Raw genomic sequence first — 21,420 nt, 5'->3', positions numbered from 1 at the left:
ACGCCGCGGTCGATCAAGAAATCGAGACCGACTTTTGGTCAAGCGTGTCCGTCTTTGTGATCCAAGGGCTTCATGCCGAGGTCGATGAGAACCGCCTTGCCATCACGGACAGAGACGTTTCTGTAGAAACAGGAACGCCGGCCGGTGTGGCAGGTGGCACCATCGCCAGCAACCTTCACGCTCAAATGCACCGCATCCTGATCGCAGTCCGTGGCGATGGAGACAATGTGCTGGACGTTGCCGGAGGTCTCGCCCTTCTTCCAGAGCTTACCCCGCGAGCGCGACCAGTAATGGGCAATGCCGGTTTCAAGCGTCATTGCCAATGCCTCGGCATTCATGTGCGCAACCATCAGGAGCGCATTCGTTTCGGCATCTGTCACAACCGCCGTAAGAAGGCCGTTGGCGTCAAAGCGCGGCGAAAAAGCCGCGCCTTCTTCAAGCGCGGCCTTATCGGATGGGGCTGGAGGAAAACTCAATGTCGTCATCAGCGATGATTGTCGCGCAGCATGGTCATGAAGCGCGCCTGCTCCTGAAGATCTTCTCGATATGCACCCGTAAACGTGGTGGTGAGCGTGACGGAGCCCTGTTTGCGGATGCCACGCATGGCCATGCACATATGCTCGGCCTCAACCAGTACGGCCACGCCGCGCGGTTTCAGGACATCCTGAATGACATGGGCGATCTGTGCGGTCATGGCTTCCTGCGTCTGCAGGCGGCGGGCGAAAATGTCGACAACGCGGGCGATCTTGGACAGGCCGACCACCTTCCCATCCGGCAAATACGCCACGTGTGCCTTGCCGATGATTGGCACCATGTGATGCTCGCAGTGCGAGTGGAACGAGATGTCCTTGATCAGGACCATATCGTTGTAGCCCTGCACCTCTTCAAAGGTCCGCCCCAGTTCCTCGGCGGGGCATTGGTCGTAACCGGAGAACATTTCGCGGTAGGCTTTGGCCACGCGCTTGGGCGTTTCGATCAGACCTTCTCGAGCAATGTCGTCACCAGTCCAGCGCAACAGGGTGCGCACGGCGTTTTCCACCTCTTCCTGAGATGGACGTTCGGTAGCCGGCTTGTCCATGTAAGATTTCGTCTCCGCGATTTTCTCACCCTTTTCGGCATGAGGCGGAAAATTCTTGATAATGGCGTCCATAGAAGGCGTCTCCCGTAGTCCCTGTCTCGGCAGGGACGAGTTGAACGGTTCACGGCCTTATCCAGCGGGTATTGGAGAAAAATCTCAGCCCGGCCTGACAGTGGCGTGCGCGAAACTGGTACCCACAATGGCATCATGCCTTGTCGCAGGCCCACAGCGACCATTATATAAGTGGCTTGAAGCAGAAGGGAAGGTGCCGAAGCGACTTTGATGTGTTTCGGTTGCGGCAGAACGGAAATTCTATGCTGGACGACGTCTACAACGCGAAAATTCTTGGTTTTGCCGGAAATATTCAGCGGATCGGGCGGCTGGAAGCACCCGATGCTTCTGCAAAGGCACATTCCAAACTTTGCGGTTCGACCGTTCTGATCGATCTCAAGGTCGAAAATGACACGGTTGTCGATTTCGCACATGAGGTAAAAGCTTGCGCTCTTGGACAGGCTTCATCTTCGATTATGGCCGCTCATGTGGTGGGAGCGAAGTTTGACGAGTTGCGGCAAGTCCGCGAACAGATGTACGCCATGTTGAAAGATGAGGGCGCGCCGCCAGCCGGCCGTTTCGAGGATCTGAAATATCTGGAGCCGGTGCGTGGTTACAAGGCGCGTCATGCGTCCACGCTGCTGACGTTTGATGCGGTGGTGGATGCCATCGACCAGATCGAGAAGGCGCGTGCCGGCGCTGCCGCCTGACGTTATGGCAAACGGTGCGCGGAGCCGAAACTGGCAGGGGCCCTGGCCCAAAACCCCGGGGCGTGTTCTGGGCACGGCTTTGGTGCGGTTCTATCAGCTCACCCTGTCGGGTTTCATTGGCAATTCCTGCCGGCATCTCCCTACCTGTTCGGAGTACGCCTATGAAGCGATTGCCCGCCATGGCTTGTGGGCTGGCGGCTGGATAGGGCTTTTTCGCCTTGTGCGCTGCGGGCCGGGTGGTACCCACGGGCTTGATCCGGTGCCCGAACATCTGGATGAGCGTCTGAAATGGTGGGCTCCCTGGCGGTATTGGCGTCTTTAAGGTGCCTTACAGGGGTTTACGCTTTCCGCTGATGGCGCTAAACGCCCCTTGCTTACATACACCAAGACCACCCGCGCTCGTTGGCGGGACTGGATAAGGAGAAGTCTTATGGCCGAGGCCGTTTCCCTCAAATTTCCCGATGGTTCCGTTCGCGACTACGATGCGGCGACGACCGGCGCCGACATTGCTGCCGGCATTTCCAAGTCACTTGCCAAGAAGTCGGTCGCCTATGCGCTCGACGGCACCGTGCGCGACCTTTCCGACCCTGTCGGCAAGTCGGGCGACATCGAAATCATTACCCGTGAGGATCCGCGGGCGCTGGAACTCATTCGGCACGATGCTGCTCATGTGCTGGCCGAGGCCGTGCAGGAATTGTGGCCCGGCACGCAGGTGACCATCGGCCCGGTGATCGAGAACGGCTTCTACTATGATTTCGCCCGCAACGAGCCTTTCACGCCCGAGGAGCTGCCGGTCATCGAGAAAAAGATGGCCGAGATCATCGCGCGCAACAAGCCTTTCACCAAGGAAGTCTGGTCGCGCGACAAGGCCAAGAAGGTGTTTGCCGAGAAGGGCGAGAGCTACAAGGTTGAACTGATCGACGCGATCCCCGAGGATCAGGACGTGAAGATCTATGCGCAGGGCGACTGGTTTGACCTGTGTCGCGGTCCGCACATGGTGTCCACCGGTCAGATCGGCAAGGCGTTCAAGCTGATGAAGGTGGCCGGCGCTTATTGGCGCGGCGATGCCAACAATCCGATGCTGACCCGCATTTACGGCACAGCCTGGCAGACGCAGGAGGAGCTCGACCAGTATCTGCATATGCTGGAAGAGGCCGAGAAGCGCGACCATCGCCGCCTTGGCCGTGAGATGGACCTATTCCATTTCCAGGAAGAGGGACCGGGCGTCGTCTTCTGGCATTCCAAGGGCTGGCGCATGTTCCAGAACCTCGTCAGCTACATGCGCCGCAGGCTCGCCACCGATGGCTATGATGAGGTCAACGCACCGCAGGTGCTCGACAAGAGCCTGTGGGAGACCTCTGGCCACTGGGGCTGGTACAAGGAGAACATGTTCAAGGTTGAGTGCGCCGATGACGAGGCGGAAGACACCCGCACCTTCGCGCTGAAGCCGATGAACTGTCCCGGTCACGTGCAGATATTCAAGCACGGCCTGAAATCCTATCGTGACCTGCCGATCAGGCTTGCCGAATTCGGCAATGTGCACCGCTATGAGCCATCTGGCGCGTTGCACGGGCTGATGCGTGTGCGCGGCTTTACGCAGGACGATGCCCACATCTTCTGCACGGAAGAGCAGCTTGCGGCCGAGTGCCTGAAGATCAACGACCTGATTCTCTCCACCTATGCTGATTTCGGCTTCGAGGAAATCACTGTCTACTTCTCCACGCGGCCGGAAAAACGCGTCGGCTCCGATGCGCTATGGGATCATGCCGAAGAGATCATGAGCAAGGTGCTGGTGCAGATTGCCGAACAGTCGGGCGGGCGCATCAAGACCGCGATCAATCCCGGCGATGGCGCATTCTACGGTCCGAAGTTCGACTATGTGCTGAAGGATGCCATTGGCCGCCAGTGGCAATGCGGAACGACCCAGATCGACTTCAACCTGCCGGAGCGCTTTGGCGCGTTCTATATCGATCAGGATTCAGAGAAGAAGCAGCCGGTTATGGTGCATCGCGCCATCTGTGGTTCGATGGAACGCTTCCTTGGCATTCTGATCGAAAACTATGCCGGACATTTCCCGCTCTGGTTTGCGCCGGTGCAGGTGGTGGTGGCGACGATCACCTCCGACGCCGATGTTTATGCGCTGAAAGTGACGGAGACGCTGAAGGAGGCTGGGCTTCTGGCTGAGGCGGATCTGCGTAACGAGAAGATCAACTACAAGGTCCGCGAGCATTCGCTGGCCAAGGTTCCGGTCATTCTCGTGTGCGGCAAGCGCGAGGCTGAGGAGGGCACGGTCAATATCCGCCGTCTGGGCAGCCGCGATCAGGCTTCCATGTCGCTCACCGATGTCACCGCAATGCTGGTCGAGGAGGCAATGCCGCCTGACCTCAAGCGGAAGGCTGCAAAGGTGCCTGCGGCCTGAAGGCGTTCAATGCTTCATTCGGAAAAAGCCGCGCCGATGCGCGGCTTTTTCATCTGAGGCGGAAGCAAATCAATCTGGAAACTGATTGCGCGTATCGAGCAGGTCTGTGGGGAGGAGTTCAACGTCCTGATTGCGACCGGGGACGACCGAGAAATCGCGTTGGTAGATTCGGTCACGATTTTTGGCGACGATGGTGTAGTCGCCCTCCGCTAGCACCATGGATGCATAGGCACTGACCGTTTCGTAGACGATTTCGCCTGTGTCGGTGAGCACCGACCAGGCGGTGTCGGCAATGGCTTCGCCACCGCGTTCGCGCACGAGCTTCATGGTGAGGTCGGCGGCCCGGTGCTCGACTGTCGCTTCAGTGAGCTTGCCAGCTTCGACACGGATATCGGAGCGGATCACGGCATTCATGGCGCCATACTTGGCGACGACGTGATATGTGCCGGCATTGAGACGCACGATGCTGCCAGGCTGAACGTCCGGGAGAATCAGGGTACCGTCTCCGATATTGTCTTCACCGGCCTCGTAGATTGAAAAGCGAAGCTGATTCTGCGGAATCCTCACGCCGCCGGGAAGGATTGCATTCAGTTTCAGGCCACCCGCGTCAAGGAACAGGTCCTCACGCATCGGTTCCCGCCCGACCGTGATGCGCTTGGTGACACCGGCGCGACCGTAGGCAGCGTGTACCAGATAGCTCCCCGGGGCGAGCTGGAAAACCGTGTTGCCGCCACGGGCGGTGGCCACCAGTGGGAGCTTCTCATCTGCGCCTGGCTGCGTCCCAAAAATACGCCAAACAAGCCCATTCGGGATCTCCTCGCCACCCTCATTCAGGTGAGCGACAAGAGTAACCTCGCCAGTCTCGGCGATGGCCAAGGCATTATCCACTGAAGCAGGAGCATAATTGTTGAGGCCCGGCAGGCGCAGACCATCCACTGCATTTGCCCTATCTTCCTGCGCATGAGCGGGAAACGCCATCAGTGGAGAAGCACACAGGGCGAAACAGGAGAGTATCGATCTTAAAGGACTGCGCATGCCTGACATGAAGCCCAAGGCGGTGGCAATTTCAAGGCGATTGTGCGATCTGAATTCCACGAAAGAAAGCTTTCGCAAAACATTCTGCCTGAGTCAGGCCTTTTTATCCTACAGGAGACAGACAATTGCACCCATCCGTGCTTGATTTCATGCTTGCGCGCCGCTCGACGCCGGTGAAAGATCTTGCGGAACCAGCGCCGTCCGACAAGGAAATCGAGACCATATTGAAGGTGGCCTCGCGTGTGCCAGATCATGGCCGGTTAACACCGTGGCGTTTCATTCTTTATCGGGGCGACGCCAGAAAGCAGGTGGGTGAGGCCTTGGCCGCACGCGCCATGGAGCGGGAACACAACCTCCCGGAGGCGCGGATCGAGCAGGAACGGACCCGGTTTTCGCGCGCACCCCTGGTGATTGGCGTGGTGTGCGTTCCCAAAGAGAGCCCGACAATCCCCGAGTGGGAGATGTTCCTCTCCGGTGGCATGGCTGCAATGAACCTGATGATTGCCGCCAACGCTCTGGGCTACGGCACCAATCTCATTACAAACTGGTATTCGGATGATGCCGAAGGTCGCCGCATATTGGGGCTCGCGCCGCAGGAGCGTGTGGTTGGATTTGTGCACATCGGCTCTTTTGACGGTGAGCTTCTGGAACGACCGCGCCCGGAGCTTGATGATATCGTCTCCGAGTACACCGGACCGTGGGAGGAATGATGTTCTACGAACCATCCAAGGGCCATGGGCTACCACACGACCCGTTCAAGGCCATCGTGTCGCCGCGCCCGATTGGCTGGATTTCCACGCTCTCTCAAGAGGGAATTGCCAATCTCGCTCCATATTCCTTCTTCAATGCGATCTCGTCCAATCCGCATTTGGTCTTCTTTTCCTCGGAAGGGGCAAAGGACAGCGCTACCCACGCCGAAGAGAGCGGCGAGTTTGTCGTCAATCTGGCCAGCAAACATCTCGCCGAACAACTGAACGCCAGTTCGGTGGATGCGCCGCGTGGTGTCAACGAATTTGCATTTGCCGGCCTCACGGAAGCTCCCTCAAAGCTTGTAAAGCCGCCGCGCGTGGGTGAATGCCATGCGGCGCTTGAATGCAAGGTGACCGAGGTGAGGCGTCCGCTGGGTCTCGATGGGGCACCGGCGGGCGTGATTGTTGTTACCGGTGAAGTGGTTGGCGTGTATATCAGCGAGGCCGTGTTGAAGGATGGCCAGTTCGATGCCGTCGCTGCAAGCAATCTCGCGCGTCTCGGCTATCGCGATTATGCGGCGATCACCGAGACTTTCGAGATGACACGGCCGCAATGGAAGGGCGACTGAACCCCTTCGGTCAATCCTCAGAAACCGCAGCGGCGCGTTCAAGAACACGCTGGGCAAGGGCGAGGTGCGGGCGATCATACATTCGCCCGCCAATGTTCACCACGCCTGCATCGCCCGCGGCGGAAAATGCCTTCACCACCGCGCGCGCGTCCTCTATCTCCCGAGCGGAGGGCGTAAAAATGGTATTGATGGGCTCGATCTGGGCCGGATGAATGGCCATCTTGGCGACGAAACCATCACGGGCAGCGGTGCGGCATTCTCTCTCAAATGTTTCTGTGTCGGAGAAGTTGGGGAATACCGTGTCAACGGCTGGAACACCCGCTGCCGCGGCAGCCAGAAGCGTCATGCTGCGCGCGAGCTGGAAGAGTGATGTATAGCTTCCGTCTTCGTGGCGCGCTGTGAGCGCGCCGATATGCGCGGAAAGATCTTCGGCTCCCCAGGTCAGTCCGCAGAGACGCGGGCTGCAATTGCGGTAGCTGGCGGCATTCAGAACGCCAAGGGCAGTTTCCGTGATGATCGGGAGAATGCGTGTTCGCCCGTCTTCTATCCCGTTTTCTGCTTCGTGGACGCGCAGCATCGTTGCGAGACGTGCCACGTCGTCTCCGCCTTCGGCCTTGGGGAGCATGATGCCATCCGGTTTGCCCTTCATGATCCCGTCGAGGTCATCATTGGTGAAACCGGAGGACAGGTCGTTTACCCGCACAAAAAGCCGAGCTTTTGTGCGGGCTCGTGCGTGCTCCAGAAACGCGGCCGTGACGCGACGTGCTTCTTCCTTCTTGTGGAGACCGACTGAATCTTCCAGATCAACAATCAGAACGTCGCTTGATCCGTGCAAAGCCTTTTCGAGCTTGCGTTCAGAATCGCCTGGAACAAAGAGCAGCGAGCGCATGTTCAAGCGCTCTTTTTCTTGAGGATCATCGCCTGGCGCAGGCAGCGGGCCACCAGTTTGTCATTCTGATTGAAAGCCCGATGCTCGAATTCCACGATGCCTCGATCGGGCTTAGATTTGGATTCGCGCACCGACTTCACCTCCGTCTCGACACGGATCGTGTCGCCGTGGAACACCGGGTTCGGGAAGTTGGTTTCGGTCATTCCAAGGTTGGCCACGGTGGTGCCGAGCGTTGTGTCGTGTACCGAGATGCCGATCATCAGACCGAGGGTGAAGAGTGAGTTGACCAACGGCTTGCCCCACTCGGTCTTCTCTGCAAAATCGAAATCGATGTGAAGCGGCTGAGGGTTCAGCGTCATGGTTGAAAACAACATGTTGTCGCTTTCGGTAACGCTTTTGCGCAGGGTGTGTTGAAACACCTGTCCTGGCTGGAATTCCTCAAGATAAAGGCCCGCCATAGGGCTCCTCCCGTCCAAAGGATGATCTGTCTCTTGATAGGGGCGGCGGCGGCGGGCCGCAAGTCGCTCTTATGGTAAACGTTTCCTATACGAATTCACGCTAGGTTTGCTTCAGACAGGGCGGGAGTGTGACTTCGTGCAAGTGGTTCAGCATTTTCTCAAGTGGACGCAGACGGCAAAAGTGTCCGAACGCGCAGGAGCAGCAGCAGCCCTCGCCAGAGCCTATCTCGAGGGAGAGCTGCCGTTCGAGGATCGCTACGCGGCAGAGGCCGCACTGACGGCTTTGCTTGACGATCCATCTTCCAAGGTGCGCTTCGCGCTGGCCGAGGCGCTTTCCATGAGCCGGCACGCGCCCGTGCAGGTGGTGGCGGCTCTGGCGTCTGATCAGCCGGACGTCGCTGCGCCAATCCTGGCGCGCTCTCCGGTTCTGTCCGACACTGATCTCATTGATCGGGTCGCGGACGAAAGAGTGGCAACCCAATGCCTCATCGCGCGGCGTGCGCATCTGAGTATGAGTGTGTCTGCCGCCATAGCGGAGGTGGGGGCTCTCGAGGCTTGTATAGCTTTGGCGGAAAACTCGAGCGCGGACATTGCGGCCGTGAGTTTTCGCCGCATGATCGAACGCCACGGAAACGATGCGCGTTTGCGGGAAAGACTGGCTGGGGACCCGCGTTTGCCCTCGGATTGCCGCCACGTGCTCTTGCGACAGTTGGGAGAAGCCTTGCGGGACGCTCCTTTAGTGCGAGCGCTGGTGGGCGCGGCGCGTGCGGAGAAGCTCACCAAGGATGCCTGTATTCGCGCTTCGCTCACGCTGATCGAGACCCTCGACGCCGATGAGCACGGGGCCATGGTTGAGCATCTTCGCATCCAGGGGGAATTGACGACCAGTTTCATCGTGCGACTTGTGGCCCATGGAAAGATCGATTTTTTTGGCCATGTCCTTATGTCATTGACAGGAGAGTCCCTGGCAAGGATCGGGGGGCTTCTGGTAAGTGGACGCGATCTACCGCTGGCCGCTCTTTTCAAAAAAGCAGGTCTTGCAAAGCCTGTTCATGCACCGATCATCCGAGCTTTGGCCGTCTGGCGTGACGTCGCGCTCGGTAAGCGGATAGCAGGCGCTCAAGAGGTTTCCTGGCTGATGCTTGAGAGCATTGGAGCCACGCCGGGGCAGGATGGACCTGCAGCGGATGCCGCAGAACTGGCCGGGTTGTTACGGTCCATTCACCTAGACGCCTTGCGCGAGAATGCGCGTATTCAAGCACAGGCGATCGCAGCCGCCTGAAGAACCAGGCGCTTCAGATGTCCAGCTCGTCAGCGAACTCTGCGTTCTCCTGAATGAAGCGAAAGCGTGCCTCGGGTTTGGTACCCATCAGGGAATCTATGGCGCTCTTTGTCGCCTCTTCGCCATCGAGAACGGACACGCGCAGCAATGTGCGTTTGGCCGGATCCATGGTCGTTTCCTTGAGCTGGCTCGCCATCATCTCGCCAAGTCCCTTGAAGCGCCCGATCTCGACCTTACCACGACCCGTGAACTCCGTTTCCAGAAGCTCGTCCTTGTGCGCGTCGTCGCGAGCATACATGGTCTTGCCACCCTGGCTGATGCGGTAGAGCGGGGGTACGGCCATGTAGAGATGCCCGTTCTCGATAAGCTGCGGCATCTCCTGGTAGAAGAAGGTGATCAGCAGAGACGCGATATGCGCGCCGTCGACGTCGGCGTCCGTCATGATGATCACGCGATCGTAGCGCAGGTCATCTTCGCGATATTTCGACCTGGTGCCGCAGCCAAGCGCCTGAACGATGTCGGAGATCTGCTGGTTGGCGGCGAGTTTTCCGGTGCCGGCACTGGCCACGTTCAAAATTTTGCCTCGCAGTGGCAATACGGCCTGACTGGCTCGATTGCGCGCCTGCTTGGCGGAGCCTCCGGCGGAGTCGCCCTCGACAATGAAGATTTCGGCACCCGCCGCTGCACCCATGGTACAGTCGGCGAGCTTTCCGGGAAGGCGCAGTTTTCGCACCGCACTCTTGCGGCTGACTTCGCGTTCCTGGCGGCGGCGCAGGCGTTCGTCTGCGCGGGCCACAACCCAATCGAGAAGCTTGGAGGCCTCCTGCGGATTTTCCGCAAGCCAGTGGTCAAAGGGATCGCGCACGGCGTTTTCGACAATGCGCATGGCGGCAGCCGTGGCCAGCTTGTCCTTGGTCTGGCCGACGAATTCCGGCTCGCGAACGAAGACGGAGAGCATGCCGGCGGCCGAGATCATCACGTCTTCGGAGGTGATGATGGACGCGCGCTTGTTGCCGGTGAGCTCGGCATAGCCGCGAAGGCCGCGCAGGAGCGCGTTGCGGAAGCCGGTCTCGTGGGTTCCGCCTTCGGGAGTGGGCACGGTGTTACAGTAGGAATTGAGCATGGCGTCGCCGCCATACCAGGTGATCGCCCATTCCACCGCGCCATGGCCGGAGCTCTTTTCGCTGCGGCCGGAAAACACTTCCTTGGTGACCTGAAACTGCCCGTCGAGCGAAGCGATCAGATAATCCTTCAATCCGCCGGGGAAGTGGAAGGTGGCCTTGTCCGGCGTCTGGTCTTTCTCACCGATCAACTCGGGCGCACAGACCCAGCGGATCTCGACACCGCCGAAGAGATAGGCCTTGGAGCGTGCCATGCGGTAAAGGCGCGCCGGTTCAAACTTGGCGCCCTTGCCGAAGATCTGCTCGTCCGGCTTGAAGCGCACTTTCGTGCCGCGACGGTTGTGGACATCGCCGAGCTTTTCGAGCCCGCCCTGCGGCAGACCGCGCGAAAAGGTCTGGCGGAAGAGCTGTCGATTGCGCGCGACCTCGACTTCAAGGAGTTCGGAGAGCGCATTCACGACAGAAACGCCCACCCCGTGCAAACCACCGGAGGTCTCATAAACCTTGGAATCGAATTTGCCGCCGGCATGCAGCGTGGTCATGATGACCTCGAGCGCCGACTTGTCCTTGAACTTAGGGTGCGGGTCTACGGGGATGCCGCGACCATTATCCGTGACAGAAAGAAAGCCTTCCGCGTCCAGCTCCACCTCGATGAAAGTGGCATGACCGGCCACCGCCTCATCCATGGAGTTGTCGATGACCTCGGCGAAGAGGTGGTGCAGCGCCTTGTCGTCGGTGCCGCCAATATACATGCCGGGACGGCGGCGGACAGGCTCAAGGCCTTCCAAAACCTCGATGTCGGCAGCACTGTAGCCATCTCCGGACGATGTGGGCGAGGGGGACGGCGCGGGGCGCGGTGCGGGCTTGCGTTCAGGCGCTGCCGGCTCCGGTGCTTTCGCACGTTCCACATTTGCGGTCATTCCGGCGAAGAGGTCGTTGTTGTCGTCCATGAAGCGTGTTGTGTCCTGTCCGCGAATCACATCGCAGTTTGCCATGGATTCCAGGGCAAAGCGAAGCCTGTTCCGGTTCCGTTCGGAGTGTGTGGACGACGCTTTATCAGAAAGCGCGGGCCCCAGCCAAGTGCATGCGGCAAAAAGAGCGATCATCTCCCCCGACAGGGGAGATGATCCGTGGTGTTAGTCTCAGCTGGCCAATGCCTCGATGGGCGGGCAGGCGCAGACCAGATTGCGGTCGCCGCTGACATTGTCGACGCGCGAGACCGGCGGCCAGTATTTGGACGCGGACGCCAGCGCACCCTCGGGGAAGGCGGCTTCATTGCGGCTGTAGGGGTGTGTCCACTCGTCGCCCATCAGCTCCATCGCCGTGTGGGGTGCATTGACGAGAGGATTGTCCTCGTTCGGCCATACGCCCTTTTCAACCTTCGCTGCTTCCTCGGCAATGGAGATCATCGCCTGACAGAAGCGATCAACCTCGCTCTTTGGCTCCGATTCCGTTGGTTCGACCATCAATGTTCCCGCAACCGGAAAGCTCATGGTCGGGGCATGGAAGCCATAATCGATGAGCCGCTTGGCGATATCGTCGACGGTGATGCCGGCACGATCCTTGAAGACGCGCGTGTCGAGAATGCACTCATGCGCGACCCGGTCATTGCGGCCTTTATACAGCACCGGATAGTGCTCTTTCAGCCTGTGAGCGATGTAGTTGGCGTTGAGGATTGCCATTTCCGTCGCCCGTTTGAGCCCGTCTCCACCCATCATTCGGATATACATCCACGTGATGGGCAGGATCGACGCGCTGCCATAGGGCGCTGCCGCGACCGCCTGGTCGCTGCCCAGCGCCACATGGCCCGGCACGAATGGTTTGAGATGTGCCTTGACGCCGATGGGGCCGACACCGGGGCCCCCACCACCATGGGGGATGCAGAAGGTCTTGTGCAGGTTCAGGTGGCAGACATCCGCGCCCAGATCGCCCGGACGCGCAAGGCCGACCATGGCATTGAGATTGGCGCCGTCGAAATAGACCTGGCCGCCATGCTCATGAATGACCGCGCACATGTCGCGCACGCCTTCCTCGAACACGCCGTGGGTGGACGGGTAGGTGAGCATGAGAGCGGCTAGCTTGTCTGAATGTTCTGCCGCTTTGGCCTTCAAATCGTCCTGATCGATATTGCCATCATCCGTGCAGCGCACGACCACCACCCGCATACCCGCCATGGAGGCGGACGCCGGGTTGGTGCCATGGGCGGAGGAGGGGATGAGACAGATGTCGCGACCGGCCTCGCCACGCTCGGCATGGTACCGGCGGATCGCCAGAAGACCGGCATATTCGCCCTGGCTGCCGGCATTGGGCTGCAGGGAGACCGCATCGAAACCGGTGATTTCCGAAAGCCAGCGGTCGAGATCCTCGATCATGCGACGATAGCCTGCCGTGTGCCCGGCAGGAGCAAAGGGATGCAGCCCCGCCACTTCCGGCCAGCTGACCGGCATCATCTCGGCGGCGGCGTTGAGCTTCATGGTGCAGGAGCCGAGCGGGATCATGGCGCGGTCGAGTGCCAAATCCTTGTCGGCGAGCCGGCGCAGGAAGCGCATCATTTCCGTTTCCGAGCGGTGGGCATGGAAGTCGGGCTGGGTGAGGAAGCCTTCGCCACGCGCTTTTGACGGAGCAAGGCGCGGTGCTTCATCCGGCAACTGCGCACCGAACAGGGCGGCAACGGCGGCAAGATCATCCTCATCTGTGGTCTCGTCGACATTGATCCCGATCCGATCCGCGTCGATCACGCGAAGGAGACGGCCGCCAGCCTCGGCTTTCTGGGCGATTTCGTCAGCCTTGCCCGGAACGGTGGCGGTTACCGTATCGAAGATCTTGTCGCCCGCCAGTTCGATGCCTGCGGCTTTCAACGCTGCATGAAGGCGCGACGCACGCGCGTGGATGCCCTCGGCGATGGCAACGAGGCCTTCCGGTCCGTGCCATATGGCAAAGGCTGCTGCCATATTGGCAAGCAGGGCTTGCGCGGTGCAGATGTTGGAGGTCGCCTTGTCGCGGCGAATGTGCTGTTCGCGGGTCTGGAGCGCCAGACGATATCCCGGGCGGCCGTGGGCGTCGACCGACTGGCCGACGAGACGGCCGGGCATCAGACGTGTGAGCTTGTCAGAGACTGCACAATAGGCAGCGTGCGGGCCACCAAAGCCCATCGGCACACCGAAGCGCTGCATTGAGCCAACAGCGATGTCCGCGCCAAGCGCTGCCGGCGTTTCGCTCAAAAGCAGGCCGAGCGGATCGGCCACCATGATGACGATGGCACCCTTGTCTTTGGCCTTGGCGATAAGCGCGCTGTAATCGCCATAGACGCCATATGTATCCGCCCAAGGCACGATGAGGGCGAACGTGTCGTCGTCGATCGTGTCGCCGTCAACCTCAATGCCCAATGGCTCGGCGCGGGTGACGACCACATCACGCGTTTGCGGATGGAGTTCGCCGGCAAGTGCCAGCCTGTTGCGCTTGGAACGATGGTGCCGCCAGGCAATGCCCACGGCTTCCGCCACGGCCGACCCTTCATCGAGCAGGGAAGCGGAGGCGACAGGCAGGCCGGTCAGCTCTGTTACCAGCGTCTGGAAATGGAACAGGAGCTCCAGGCGGCCCTGACTGATTTCAGATTGGTACGGCGTGTAGGCCGTGTACCAGGCCGGGTTCTCGAACAGATTGCGCTGGATGACCGGTGGCACCTTCACGCCGTGATAGCCGGTGCCGATGAAGCTTTTCAGAACCTTGTTCTCGCGCATGGCGGCGCTGAGCTCGGAAAGAGCCTCGGATTCGCTGGCCGCCGGTGGCAGGTCGAGCGGACGGTCGAGGCGAATGGATTTCGGCACCGCCTGCGTGATGAGCGTTTCGAGCGAAGGAACGCCAAGCGTTGCCAGCATGGCCTTGGTTTCCTCACCGCGCGGGCCGATATGGCGGGCGGCGAAAGAGAGTGATTTGGCAGACATGGTGTTTCCTCAGGCAATCGACGCCTTGTAGGCGGCTTCGTCCATAAGGCCTTCGAGCTGGCTCTGATCGGCAAGTTTCATTTTCCAAAGCCAGCCATCGCCGGTCGGGGCAGAATTCACCAGGGCCGGATCGCCTGTCAGAGCATCGTTCACTTCCGCGACTTCGCCATCGACCGGAGCATAGACATCGGAGGCAGCCTTGACGGATTCGACCACCACGGCAGTGTCACCCTTGGAGAGCGTGGCGCCGGTTTCCGGCAATTCGACAAAGACCAGATCGCCAAGCTGTTCCTGCGCGTAGTCGGTAATGCCCACGGTTGCGACGCCGTTCTCGACTTTGATCCATTCGTGATCTTCGGTGAAATAGGTCTGGCTCATCTGGCTGTTATCCTTTTTTGTAGCGCTGCGGCGTGAAGGGAAGGGGATGGACGTCGAGTGCGATGCGATTGCCGCGCACTTCGGTAAAAAGACGGGTGCCGGGTTCGGAGAGCGGTTTGGCCACATAACCCATGGCCACCGGGTGTCCGGCCGAAGGCCCAAACCCGCCCGATGTGACGCGGCCGACCCTCTCGCCTGCCTCGTTGATCAACAGCGCACCGGCACGGACCGGCTGACGACCTTCCGGCTTCAGACCGACACGCTTTTCCCTTGCGCCCTCCGCGATGATTTTCTGCAACGCTTCCGCGCCGATGAACTGGCCCTTTTCGCGCAGCGCCTTCGGCACGGCCCATAGGATGGCCGCACTCGCCGGATCTGTGTTTTCGTCGAGATCCTGACCATGCAGGCAAAGGCCTGCTTCCAGGCGCAGGCTGTCGCGCGCGGCAAGACCCACCCATTGAACCCGTTCATCGTCGAGCAGCGTGCGGACAAAACGCTCCGCCTCATCGACGGGCAGTGCCACCTCGAAACCGTCTTCGCCGGTGTAGCCCGAACGGGCCGCGAACCAACCCTTGCGCGGCTCGGTGCCGGTCATGAAGGTGAGGTCGCTCAGATCGAGGCCCGCCGCAATCATGGCAGCTTCGGCTTCAGGGCCCTGCAGCGCCAAGAGCACGCGTTCTAGCGGGGTGAGCGAAACCTCGAACGCGGTAGCAATGGCCCGGAAATGCGCTTCGTCCTTGTCGGCATTGCCGGCGTTTGCAACGACCATGAAGCGGTTTTCGCCAAGACGCGTGACAATCAGATCGTCGATGATGCCGGCATTCTCGTTGAGAAGAACGGTGTATTTCGACTGGCCATCCTTCAGGGCCGCTGCATCGATGGGGCAGGCGCGCGACAGGAAATCGGCGGCACCGGCGCCTTCAAGCTCGAACAATTGCATGTGGGAAATATCGAAGAGGCCTGCACTTTCGCGCGTGTGCAAATGCTCTTTCATGACGCCGGCAGGGTAGGTCAGCGGCATACTCCAGCCGGCGAATGCGCCGAAACGCGCGCCTGCATCTTCATGCAGCGCTTCCAGCGGCAGGTGTTTTTGGGGTTTCGTGTCGCTCATCATTCCTCCAGAATCGCACGCATGCCGCGATAAGCGACATGTTCGTGCCCCTCTGTCGGAAGCCTGAGAGACTCGCGCAGCCGGAACTCTGTCGACCACGCTTACACCTTCGGCGCGGGGATCGCTCCCCGACTTTCCAGAGTGTCTTGGCCCGTCTACGGTTCTTTTGCCTGAGAGATTTCGGGCGATTTCCCCTTCGGCGTCCGCTCCGGCACTTGCCGGTTTGGCCCTCTCCCGCAGCCAGGCAGGGCTTCTGCCCTCGACGGCTGGAAACTAGCGCAGGCGAATGTGTTTGTCACCTGACATAATGCTCTGCCTGGCATTGGCATGATGGTTTCTGTGCACAAGAGAGACGACGGCTTTAACGACCGTTTCTCAACGTGAGCCCACCGCGCGGGCAAGGTCGGCTTCGATCTGGGCGACCAGACGGTTTGTCTCGTCCTGAAGTTTGCGGATACGCTTCAGATTGGCTGAAACGGCATTGACAAGTTCCGAGCGGCTTTCATCAGCGGGCGAGACTCCGACACCATGCAACAGCCAGGACAGGCTCACATTCAAAACGCCGGCAAGCATGGCAAGACGGTTGGCGCGTGGTTGTGCCCGGTCGCTCTCCCAGGCCTGTATCGTTGCTGTCTTCACGCCCAGACGGCGGGCGAGTTCAGCGACAGGAAGTCCAGCAGCGTCGCGGGCTCGTGAAAGGCGGCCGCCCATCGTGTCGTGATCGGGTGAATCTGTATAAATGTGTGCGGTGTCATGCACCGGTCTGAACCTCCATATTCCCAGCGGACATCTCCGGTTGTGTCTTCCACCCCGAGAGCAGGTTATTCCCATGAAGCATGCCGGAAGGGACGCTTCAGGACAAGTTTTGGCAATATCGCGGAATGGGGCGATGGCAAAATATCGTTATTTCTCGGTGTGTTGACCTGGAAAGGTGAGAGGGTGATTCATGGATGTCACAAATTGATTCAGATCAAGATGTGCCCAAACGCTTGGCGTGCCAGGCAAGATGATCATTCATGAAGCTCGAGATGAAGAAATAGGAATGGTCGTATCCCTCGCGCATGTTGAGCGTAAGTGGAATTCCGGCCTTCTTGCAGGCTTCTTCGAACAGCCATGGCCGCAAACCTTCGTCCAGAAACCCGTCTGCGGTGCCCTGGTCGATCAGGAACTCTGGAAAGCGTGCGCCATCGGCGACGAGCGCACAGGCGTCGTATCGGCGCCAAGCCGCCTGGTCCTTGCCCAGATATTTCTCAAGCGCTGGCTTCGACCAGCCGGCCGTGGATGGTTCAACTATCGGAGCGAAGGCGGAGCAGCTTTTGAACCGGTCGGGGTTTTTGAGCGCGATCGTCAGCGCGCCATGCCCTCCCATGGAGTGTCCGAAAATGCCCTGACGGTCCATATCCGCCGGAAAGTGTTTTGCGATCAGTGCCGGTAGTTCGTCGGCAATGTAGGAATACATTCGGTAATTCCTGGCGAAAGGCTCCTGTATCGCGTCGACATAAAAGCCGGCACCCTTGCCGAACTGCCAGTTCTCCGGCTCGTCCGGCACATCATCGCCGCGCGGGCTGGTGTCTGGGCAGACCACAATCATGCCGAGCTCTGCGGCCATGCGGCGGTATTCGCCCTTGTCCATGACATTGGCGTGGGTGCAGGTTAGGCCGGACAGATACCACAGGACGGGGCAGGGGCCATCTTCGGCTTGCGGCGGAACGAACACGGCGAATGTCATGTCGCATTGGCAGGTTTCGGCTTCGTGGGTGTAAACGCCCTGAACCCCGCCATGCGAGCGGGCGGTGGAAACGGTTTTCATAGGTTCAGTCCTTTGGTTCTTTCAATGCGCGGCGTACCGTTCGGTCGAGCGCCTGCAGGAAGTCGGAGCGATCGCGGGCGGTGAAGCCGGGATTGTATCCCTTGATCTCCCCGGATTCGCGCAGGTCCTGCTTGAGATTGCGCATGGCGACGTCCATGCCGATGCTTGCGGGCGTGAAAGTCCGCCCGGTGGGCCCAAGCACATGCACGTCCCTTTCGACGAGGCGCGCTGCCAGCGGCACATCCGCCGTGATGGCGATGTCGCCCTTAACGGCATTCTCCACGATCCAGTCGTCGGCGGCGTCGACGGTGCCCGGCACCACGACGTGCCGCACCATGGGATCGCGTGAAGGACGCAATCCGCCATTGGAGACATAAACGATCACAACCCCGTGCCGCTCGGCGACACGGGCTGCTTCCTGTTTCACCGGACAGGCGTCCGCATCCACATAGAGGGTCGGCAAGGTCTCGATCTCAGTAAACCACCACGGAACGGATGGATTCGCCGGCATGCATGAGGTCAAAGCCCTTGTTGATCTCATCGAGCGAAAGCGTGTGCGTGATCATCGGGTCGATGTCGATCTTGCCCTCCATGTACCAGTCGACGATCTTGGGCACGTCTGTGCGGCCGCGCGCGCCGCCAAAGGCGGTGCCTTTCCAGGTGCGTCCGGTGACGAGCTGGAAGGGACGGGTGGAGATTTCCTGACCCGCGCCGGCCACGCCGATGATAATCGATTCACCCCAGCCGCGATGCGCGCTTTCCAGCGCCTGGCGCATGACAGTGACATTGCCCGTGCAGTCGAACGTGTAATCCGCGCCGCCGATCTGGTCCGCACCGCGCTTGGTCATGTTGACGAGATAGGGGACAAGGTCTTCGCCGACTTCCTTCGGATTGACAAAATGCGTCATGCCGAATTTTTCGCCCCACGGTTTCTTGTCATTGTTGAGGTCGACGCCGATGATCATGTCGGCACCGGCAAGCCGCAGGCCCTGAATGACATTGAGGCCGATGCCGCCGAGGCCGAACACGATCGCAGTCGCGCCGATTTCCACCTTGGCTGTGTTGATAACGGCTCCTACGCCAGTGGTCACACCGCAACCGATGTAACAGATCTTGTCGAAGGGGGCATCGGGATTGACCTTTGCCACCGCGATCTCGGGAAGAACGGTGAAGTTCGAGAAGGTCGAACAGCCCATATAATGATGCAGCTTTTCGCCGTTGATGGAGAAACGGCTCGTGCCGTCGGGCATCAGGCCTTGGCCCTGGGTCGAGCGGATGGCGGTGCAAAGATTGGTCTTCTGCGACAGGCAGGACGGGCACTCACGGCACTCGGGCGTGTAAAGCGGGATTACGTGATCGCCCTTCTTGAGGCTGGTGACGCCGGGGCCCACGTCCACAACGACGCCGGCGCCCTCGTGGCCGAGAATCGCCGGGAAAATTCCCTCGGGATCGGCACCCGACAGAGTGAACTCATCCGTATGGCAAATGCCGGTCGCCTTCACTTCGATCAGCACTTCGCCTTCGCGCGGCCCGTCGAGGTCGACCTCCATGACTTCAAGTGGTTTTCCTGCCTGAACGGCGACAGCGGCACGGGTTTTCATGGACACTTCTCCTGCAAGTCCGGAATCTACGCCGAAAGTTTCAGGAAATGCATCAAGCCGCAAGTCCGATCGGGCCTGCGGATGACGCAAACTGGCAAAGCCGCTTCGCACATGACAGTGCCGCGAAGTGCTTGAGCGGGGCGGCATCAGGCCATAGAACAGTGTCAACGCTGCTCGTTGGGGGGAACCACCGTTCATGTTCAAGAAGATCCTCATTGCCAATCGCGGTGAAATCGCCTGCCGGGTGATGAAGACAGCAAGCCGGATGGGCATCGCGACTGTCGCAGTCTATTCCGATGCCGATGCGGATGCTGTGCATGTGGAGATGGCCGATGAGGCGGTGCATATCGGCCCGGCTGCGGCCAATCAGAGCTATCTTCTCGGCGATCGGATCATCGCCGCCTGCAAGCAAACCGGGGCTGAAGCCGTTCACCCAGGCTACGGATTTCTTTCCGAGAATGCTGCCTTCTGCGAAAAGCTGGAGGCGGAGGGCATCGTTTTCATCGGTCCCAAGCCAAAGGCCATTCAGGCTATGGGCGACAAGATCACCTCCAAGAAGATTGCTGCAGAAGCAGGGGTCTCGACCGTTCCAGGTTTCATGGGGCTTATCGACGATGCCGAACATGCGGTGAAGATTGCCGGTGAAATCGGTTATCCGGTGATGATCAAGGCATCGGCCGGCGGTGGCGGCAAGGGCATGCGGATCGCGTGGAACGATGATGAGGCGCGCGAAGGCTTCGAACGCTCGAAATCCGAGGCGGCATCATCCTTCGGCGATGACCGGATCTTTATCGAAAAATTCGTGGAAGAGCCGCGGCATATCGAAATCCAGGTGCTGGCCGACGCGCACGGCAATTGCCTCTATCTGGGGGAGCGCGAATGCTCCATTCAGCGCCGCAATCAGAAAGTGGTTGAGGAAGCGCCATCACCCTTTCTCGATGCGGAAACCCGCGCCGCCATGGGCGCGCAGTCCGTGGCGCTTGCAAAAGCCGTTGATTATCAAAGTGCTGGCACAGTCGAGTTCATCGTCGACAAGAGCCGCAACTTCTATTTCCTCGAAATGAACACACGCCTCCAAGTGGAGCATCCGGTGACCGAGCTTGTCACCGGGATTGACCTGGTGGAGCAGATGCTGCGGGTGGCCGCAGGAGAGGCGCTCTCCTTTGAACAGGCAGATGTCAAGCTCAATGGCTGGGCCATTGAAAGCCGCATTTATGCCGAGGACCCTGTGCGCAACTTCCTGCCCTCCATCGGCCGGCTCACCCGGTATCGCCCGCCTCAGGAAGGGCGTTTTGGGGATGCGGTGCTGCGCAATGACACCGGTGTGACCGAAGGCTCCGAGATCTCGATGTTCTACGACCCGATGATCGCGAAACTGTGCACCTGGGCGCCGGAACGTCTGGACGCGATCAATGCCATGAGTGAAGCGCTCGACCGATTTGTCATTGACGGGATCGAACACAATATTCCTTTTCTTGCCGCCCTGATGAGCCATCCGCGCTGGCGCGAAGGGCGGTTGTCGACAGGTTTCATTGCCGAGGAGTTCCCGGAAGGCTTCTCTCCGCCTTCCCCGATGGCTGGCGAGCGAACGGTGCTTGCCGCCGTGGCGCTGGCCGTGGAGCTTCTGCGGCGCGACAGGCTGGACCGGCTGACCGGTCGACTGGCCCCGCATTCGGGTGAACTGAAGCGCGACTGGGTTGTGCGGTTGGAGGACACGTATCTCCCGGTCAGTCTTGTTGAGGGCATGATTTCAATTCCGCTGGAAATGGATATCCGCATTGACGGTGCTGACCCGTTGACCGTGCGCTCCAACTGGCGTCCCGGGGAGCCGGTCTGGGAAGGGGAGGTCAATGGCCGTAGTGTTGCCGTTCAGGTGCGGCCCATTCTGAATGGAGTGAAGCTTGCGTGGCAGGGCGTCTCAGCGGATGCGCGCGTGATGCTGCCAAGAATTGCTGATCTGGACCGGCTGATGCCGGTGCGCGAAGCGCCGGACACATCCAAAATGCTGCTATGTCCTATGCCGGGGTTGGTCGTCTCCATCGCCGTCACGGAGGGACAGGAGGTGAAGGCCGGCGAGACGCTGGCCATCGTCGAGGCGATGAAGATGGAAAACGTCCTGCGCGCGGAGCGAGATGCTACCGTCTCCAAGATCAACGCAGCGCCGGGCGATAGCCTTGCCGTGGACGCGGTTATAATGGAATTCGAATAGGAGTTT

The 21,420-nt window shown here is 59.9% G+C and carries 20 protein-coding genes and 1 riboswitch; of the genes, 7 read left to right on the top strand and 13 right to left on the bottom strand.

The window, feature by feature from the left end:
- Positions 1 to 38: 38 nt before the first annotated feature.
- Together hisI and folE are read right to left on the bottom strand one after the other, a co-directional pair.
- Positions 39 to 485, bottom strand: a complete 447-nt coding sequence (gene hisI / locus AC2CHD_RS03430; protein ID WP_229449069.1) for a phosphoribosyl-AMP cyclohydrolase — start codon at positions 483 to 485, stop codon at positions 39 to 41.
- On the bottom strand, positions 485 to 1,150 hold the full coding sequence (folE, locus tag AC2CHD_RS03425; RefSeq protein WP_229449070.1) for a GTP cyclohydrolase I FolE: 666 nt from the start codon (positions 1,148 to 1,150) through the stop codon (positions 485 to 487). The genes hisI and folE overlap by 1 nt, the downstream gene beginning before the upstream one ends.
- Before the next feature lie 242 nt (positions 1,151 to 1,392).
- Between folE and AC2CHD_RS03420 the strand changes: the two genes are divergently transcribed.
- From AC2CHD_RS03420 to thrS, 3 genes are all read left to right on the top strand, one after another.
- A complete protein-coding gene (locus tag AC2CHD_RS03420; RefSeq protein ID WP_229449071.1) occupies positions 1,393 to 1,839 on the top strand; it encodes an iron-sulfur cluster assembly scaffold protein in 447 nt (148 codons plus the stop codon).
- A gap of 4 nt (positions 1,840 to 1,843) precedes the next feature.
- The gene (gene yidD / locus AC2CHD_RS03415) at positions 1,844 to 2,161 is read left to right on the top strand and encodes a membrane protein insertion efficiency factor YidD (RefSeq protein ID WP_484552580.1); all 318 of its coding nucleotides are present in this window, start codon (positions 1,844 to 1,846) and stop codon (positions 2,159 to 2,161) included.
- A gap of 108 nt (positions 2,162 to 2,269) precedes the next feature.
- A complete protein-coding gene (gene thrS / locus AC2CHD_RS03410) occupies positions 2,270 to 4,258 on the top strand; it encodes a threonine--tRNA ligase (RefSeq protein WP_484552579.1) in 1,989 nt (662 codons plus the stop codon).
- A 69-nt stretch (positions 4,259 to 4,327) separates the two neighbouring features.
- Here thrS and AC2CHD_RS03405 read toward each other — a convergent pair whose 3' ends face one another.
- Entirely contained in the window at positions 4,328 to 5,236 is a 909-nt protein-coding gene (locus tag AC2CHD_RS03405; protein WP_484553204.1) for a hypothetical protein, read from the bottom strand.
- A gap of 206 nt (positions 5,237 to 5,442) precedes the next feature.
- Here AC2CHD_RS03405 and AC2CHD_RS03400 point away from each other — a divergent pair, with 206 nt between their 5' ends.
- A complete protein-coding gene (locus AC2CHD_RS03400) occupies positions 5,443 to 6,003 on the top strand; it encodes a nitroreductase family protein (RefSeq protein ID WP_484553203.1) in 561 nt (186 codons plus the stop codon).
- Positions 6,003 to 6,611, top strand: coding sequence for a flavin reductase family protein (locus AC2CHD_RS03395; RefSeq protein WP_484553202.1), 609 nt, complete (start codon positions 6,003 to 6,005; stop codon positions 6,609 to 6,611). Before AC2CHD_RS03400 ends, AC2CHD_RS03395 begins: the two co-directional genes overlap by 1 nt.
- A 10-nt stretch (positions 6,612 to 6,621) precedes the next feature.
- On the opposite strand, the gene AC2CHD_RS03390 is transcribed toward AC2CHD_RS03395, so the two are convergent.
- Positions 6,622 to 7,500, bottom strand: a complete 879-nt coding sequence (locus AC2CHD_RS03390; protein WP_484552578.1) for an HpcH/HpaI aldolase/citrate lyase family protein — start codon at positions 7,498 to 7,500, stop codon at positions 6,622 to 6,624.
- A 2-nt stretch (positions 7,501 to 7,502) separates the two neighbouring features.
- Entirely contained in the window at positions 7,503 to 7,958 is a 456-nt protein-coding gene (locus AC2CHD_RS03385) for a MaoC family dehydratase (RefSeq protein ID WP_229449077.1), read from the bottom strand.
- 136 nt (positions 7,959 to 8,094) lie between these two features.
- On the opposite strand from AC2CHD_RS03385, the gene AC2CHD_RS03380 reads away from it, so the two are divergent.
- On the top strand, positions 8,095 to 9,240 hold the full coding sequence (locus AC2CHD_RS03380) for a DUF2336 domain-containing protein (protein ID WP_229449078.1): 1,146 nt from the start codon (positions 8,095 to 8,097) through the stop codon (positions 9,238 to 9,240).
- A gap of 13 nt (positions 9,241 to 9,253) precedes the next feature.
- On the opposite strand, the gene parE is transcribed toward AC2CHD_RS03380, so the two are convergent.
- From parE to AC2CHD_RS03340, 8 genes are all read right to left on the bottom strand, one after another.
- Positions 9,254 to 11,311 (bottom strand): DNA topoisomerase IV subunit B, encoded by a 2,058-nt coding sequence (gene parE, locus AC2CHD_RS03375; protein WP_484553201.1) that lies wholly within the window; start codon positions 11,309 to 11,311, stop codon positions 9,254 to 9,256.
- 192 nt (positions 11,312 to 11,503) lie between these two features.
- Entirely contained in the window at positions 11,504 to 14,305 is a 2,802-nt protein-coding gene (gene gcvP, locus AC2CHD_RS03370; protein WP_484552577.1) for an aminomethyl-transferring glycine dehydrogenase, read from the bottom strand.
- 9 nt (positions 14,306 to 14,314) lie between these two features.
- Positions 14,315 to 14,683 carry a glycine cleavage system protein GcvH gene (gene gcvH / locus AC2CHD_RS03365; RefSeq protein WP_484552576.1) on the bottom strand — a complete coding sequence of 123 codons (369 nt, stop codon included), beginning with the start codon at positions 14,681 to 14,683 and terminating at the stop codon, positions 14,315 to 14,317.
- A gap of 7 nt (positions 14,684 to 14,690) precedes the next feature.
- Positions 14,691 to 15,794 carry a glycine cleavage system aminomethyltransferase GcvT gene (gcvT, locus tag AC2CHD_RS03360; RefSeq protein WP_484552575.1) on the bottom strand — a complete coding sequence of 368 codons (1,104 nt, stop codon included), beginning with the start codon at positions 15,792 to 15,794 and terminating at the stop codon, positions 14,691 to 14,693.
- 42 nt (positions 15,795 to 15,836) lie between these two features.
- Positions 15,837 to 15,944, bottom strand: a riboswitch (glycine riboswitch).
- Between the two features lie 225 nt (positions 15,945 to 16,169).
- Entirely contained in the window at positions 16,170 to 16,553 is a 384-nt protein-coding gene (locus AC2CHD_RS03355) for a helix-turn-helix domain-containing protein (RefSeq protein ID WP_229449083.1), read from the bottom strand.
- 211 nt (positions 16,554 to 16,764) lie between these two features.
- Positions 16,765 to 17,604: an S-formylglutathione hydrolase gene (gene fghA, locus AC2CHD_RS03350; protein ID WP_484552574.1), complete on the bottom strand. Its 840-nt coding sequence runs from the start codon at positions 17,602 to 17,604 to the stop codon at positions 16,765 to 16,767.
- 4 nt (positions 17,605 to 17,608) lie between these two features.
- Positions 17,609 to 18,115 carry a YaiI/YqxD family protein gene (locus tag AC2CHD_RS03345; RefSeq protein WP_484552573.1) on the bottom strand — a complete coding sequence of 169 codons (507 nt, stop codon included), beginning with the start codon at positions 18,113 to 18,115 and terminating at the stop codon, positions 17,609 to 17,611.
- Entirely contained in the window at positions 18,078 to 19,205 is a 1,128-nt protein-coding gene (locus AC2CHD_RS03340; RefSeq protein ID WP_229449085.1) for an S-(hydroxymethyl)glutathione dehydrogenase/class III alcohol dehydrogenase, read from the bottom strand. Before AC2CHD_RS03340 ends, AC2CHD_RS03345 begins: the two co-directional genes overlap by 38 nt.
- Positions 19,206 to 19,401: 196 nt before the next feature.
- Between AC2CHD_RS03340 and AC2CHD_RS03335 the strand changes: the two genes are divergently transcribed.
- Positions 19,402 to 21,414, top strand: coding sequence for an acetyl-CoA carboxylase biotin carboxylase subunit (locus tag AC2CHD_RS03335; protein ID WP_484552572.1), 2,013 nt, complete (start codon positions 19,402 to 19,404; stop codon positions 21,412 to 21,414).
- Positions 21,415 to 21,420: the final 6 nt, after the last annotated feature.

It is taken from the genome of Nitratireductor sp. ATLC21, from assembly GCF_057196525.1.
The sequence above is the reverse complement of the archived record's forward strand: the minus strand, read 5'-3'. Positions and strand labels throughout refer to the sequence as shown.

Excerpts from the sequence above, each read along its gene's own strand:
- yidD (WP_484552580.1), top strand. The coding sequence starts at position 1,844 with ATGGCAAACGGTGCGCGGAGCCGAAACTGGCAGGGGCCCTGGCCCAAA.
- thrS (WP_484552579.1), top strand. The coding sequence starts at position 2,270 with ATGGCCGAGGCCGTTTCCCTCAAATTTCCCGATGGTTCCGTTCGCGAC.
- gcvP (WP_484552577.1), bottom strand. The coding sequence starts at position 14,305 with ATGTCTGCCAAATCACTCTCTTTCGCCGCCCGCCATATCGGCCCGCGC.
- gcvT (WP_484552575.1), bottom strand. The coding sequence starts at position 15,794 with ATGAGCGACACGAAACCCCAAAAACACCTGCCGCTGGAAGCGCTGCAT.
- AC2CHD_RS03405 (WP_484553204.1), bottom strand. The coding sequence starts at position 5,236 with ATGGCGTTTCCCGCTCATGCGCAGGAAGATAGGGCAAATGCAGTGGAT.
- AC2CHD_RS03340 (WP_229449085.1), bottom strand. The coding sequence starts at position 19,205 with ATGAAAACCCGTGCCGCTGTCGCCGTTCAGGCAGGAAAACCACTTGAA.
- AC2CHD_RS03420 (WP_229449071.1), top strand. The coding sequence starts at position 1,393 with ATGCTGGACGACGTCTACAACGCGAAAATTCTTGGTTTTGCCGGAAAT.
- gcvH (WP_484552576.1), bottom strand. The coding sequence starts at position 14,683 with ATGAGCCAGACCTATTTCACCGAAGATCACGAATGGATCAAAGTCGAG.
- parE (WP_484553201.1), bottom strand. The coding sequence starts at position 11,311 with ATGGACGACAACAACGACCTCTTCGCCGGAATGACCGCAAATGTGGAA.
- folE (WP_229449070.1), bottom strand. The coding sequence starts at position 1,150 with ATGGACGCCATTATCAAGAATTTTCCGCCTCATGCCGAAAAGGGTGAG.
- AC2CHD_RS03345 (WP_484552573.1), bottom strand. The coding sequence starts at position 18,115 with ATGCCGGCGAATCCATCCGTTCCGTGGTGGTTTACTGAGATCGAGACC.
- hisI (WP_229449069.1), bottom strand. The coding sequence starts at position 485 with ATGACGACATTGAGTTTTCCTCCAGCCCCATCCGATAAGGCCGCGCTT.
- fghA (WP_484552574.1), bottom strand. The coding sequence starts at position 17,604 with ATGAAAACCGTTTCCACCGCCCGCTCGCATGGCGGGGTTCAGGGCGTT.
- AC2CHD_RS03390 (WP_484552578.1), bottom strand. The coding sequence starts at position 7,500 with ATGCGCTCGCTGCTCTTTGTTCCAGGCGATTCTGAACGCAAGCTCGAA.
- AC2CHD_RS03335 (WP_484552572.1), top strand. The coding sequence starts at position 19,402 with ATGTTCAAGAAGATCCTCATTGCCAATCGCGGTGAAATCGCCTGCCGG.
- AC2CHD_RS03395 (WP_484553202.1), top strand. The coding sequence starts at position 6,003 with ATGTTCTACGAACCATCCAAGGGCCATGGGCTACCACACGACCCGTTC.
- AC2CHD_RS03385 (WP_229449077.1), bottom strand. The coding sequence starts at position 7,958 with ATGGCGGGCCTTTATCTTGAGGAATTCCAGCCAGGACAGGTGTTTCAA.
- AC2CHD_RS03400 (WP_484553203.1), top strand. The coding sequence starts at position 5,443 with ATGCTTGCGCGCCGCTCGACGCCGGTGAAAGATCTTGCGGAACCAGCG.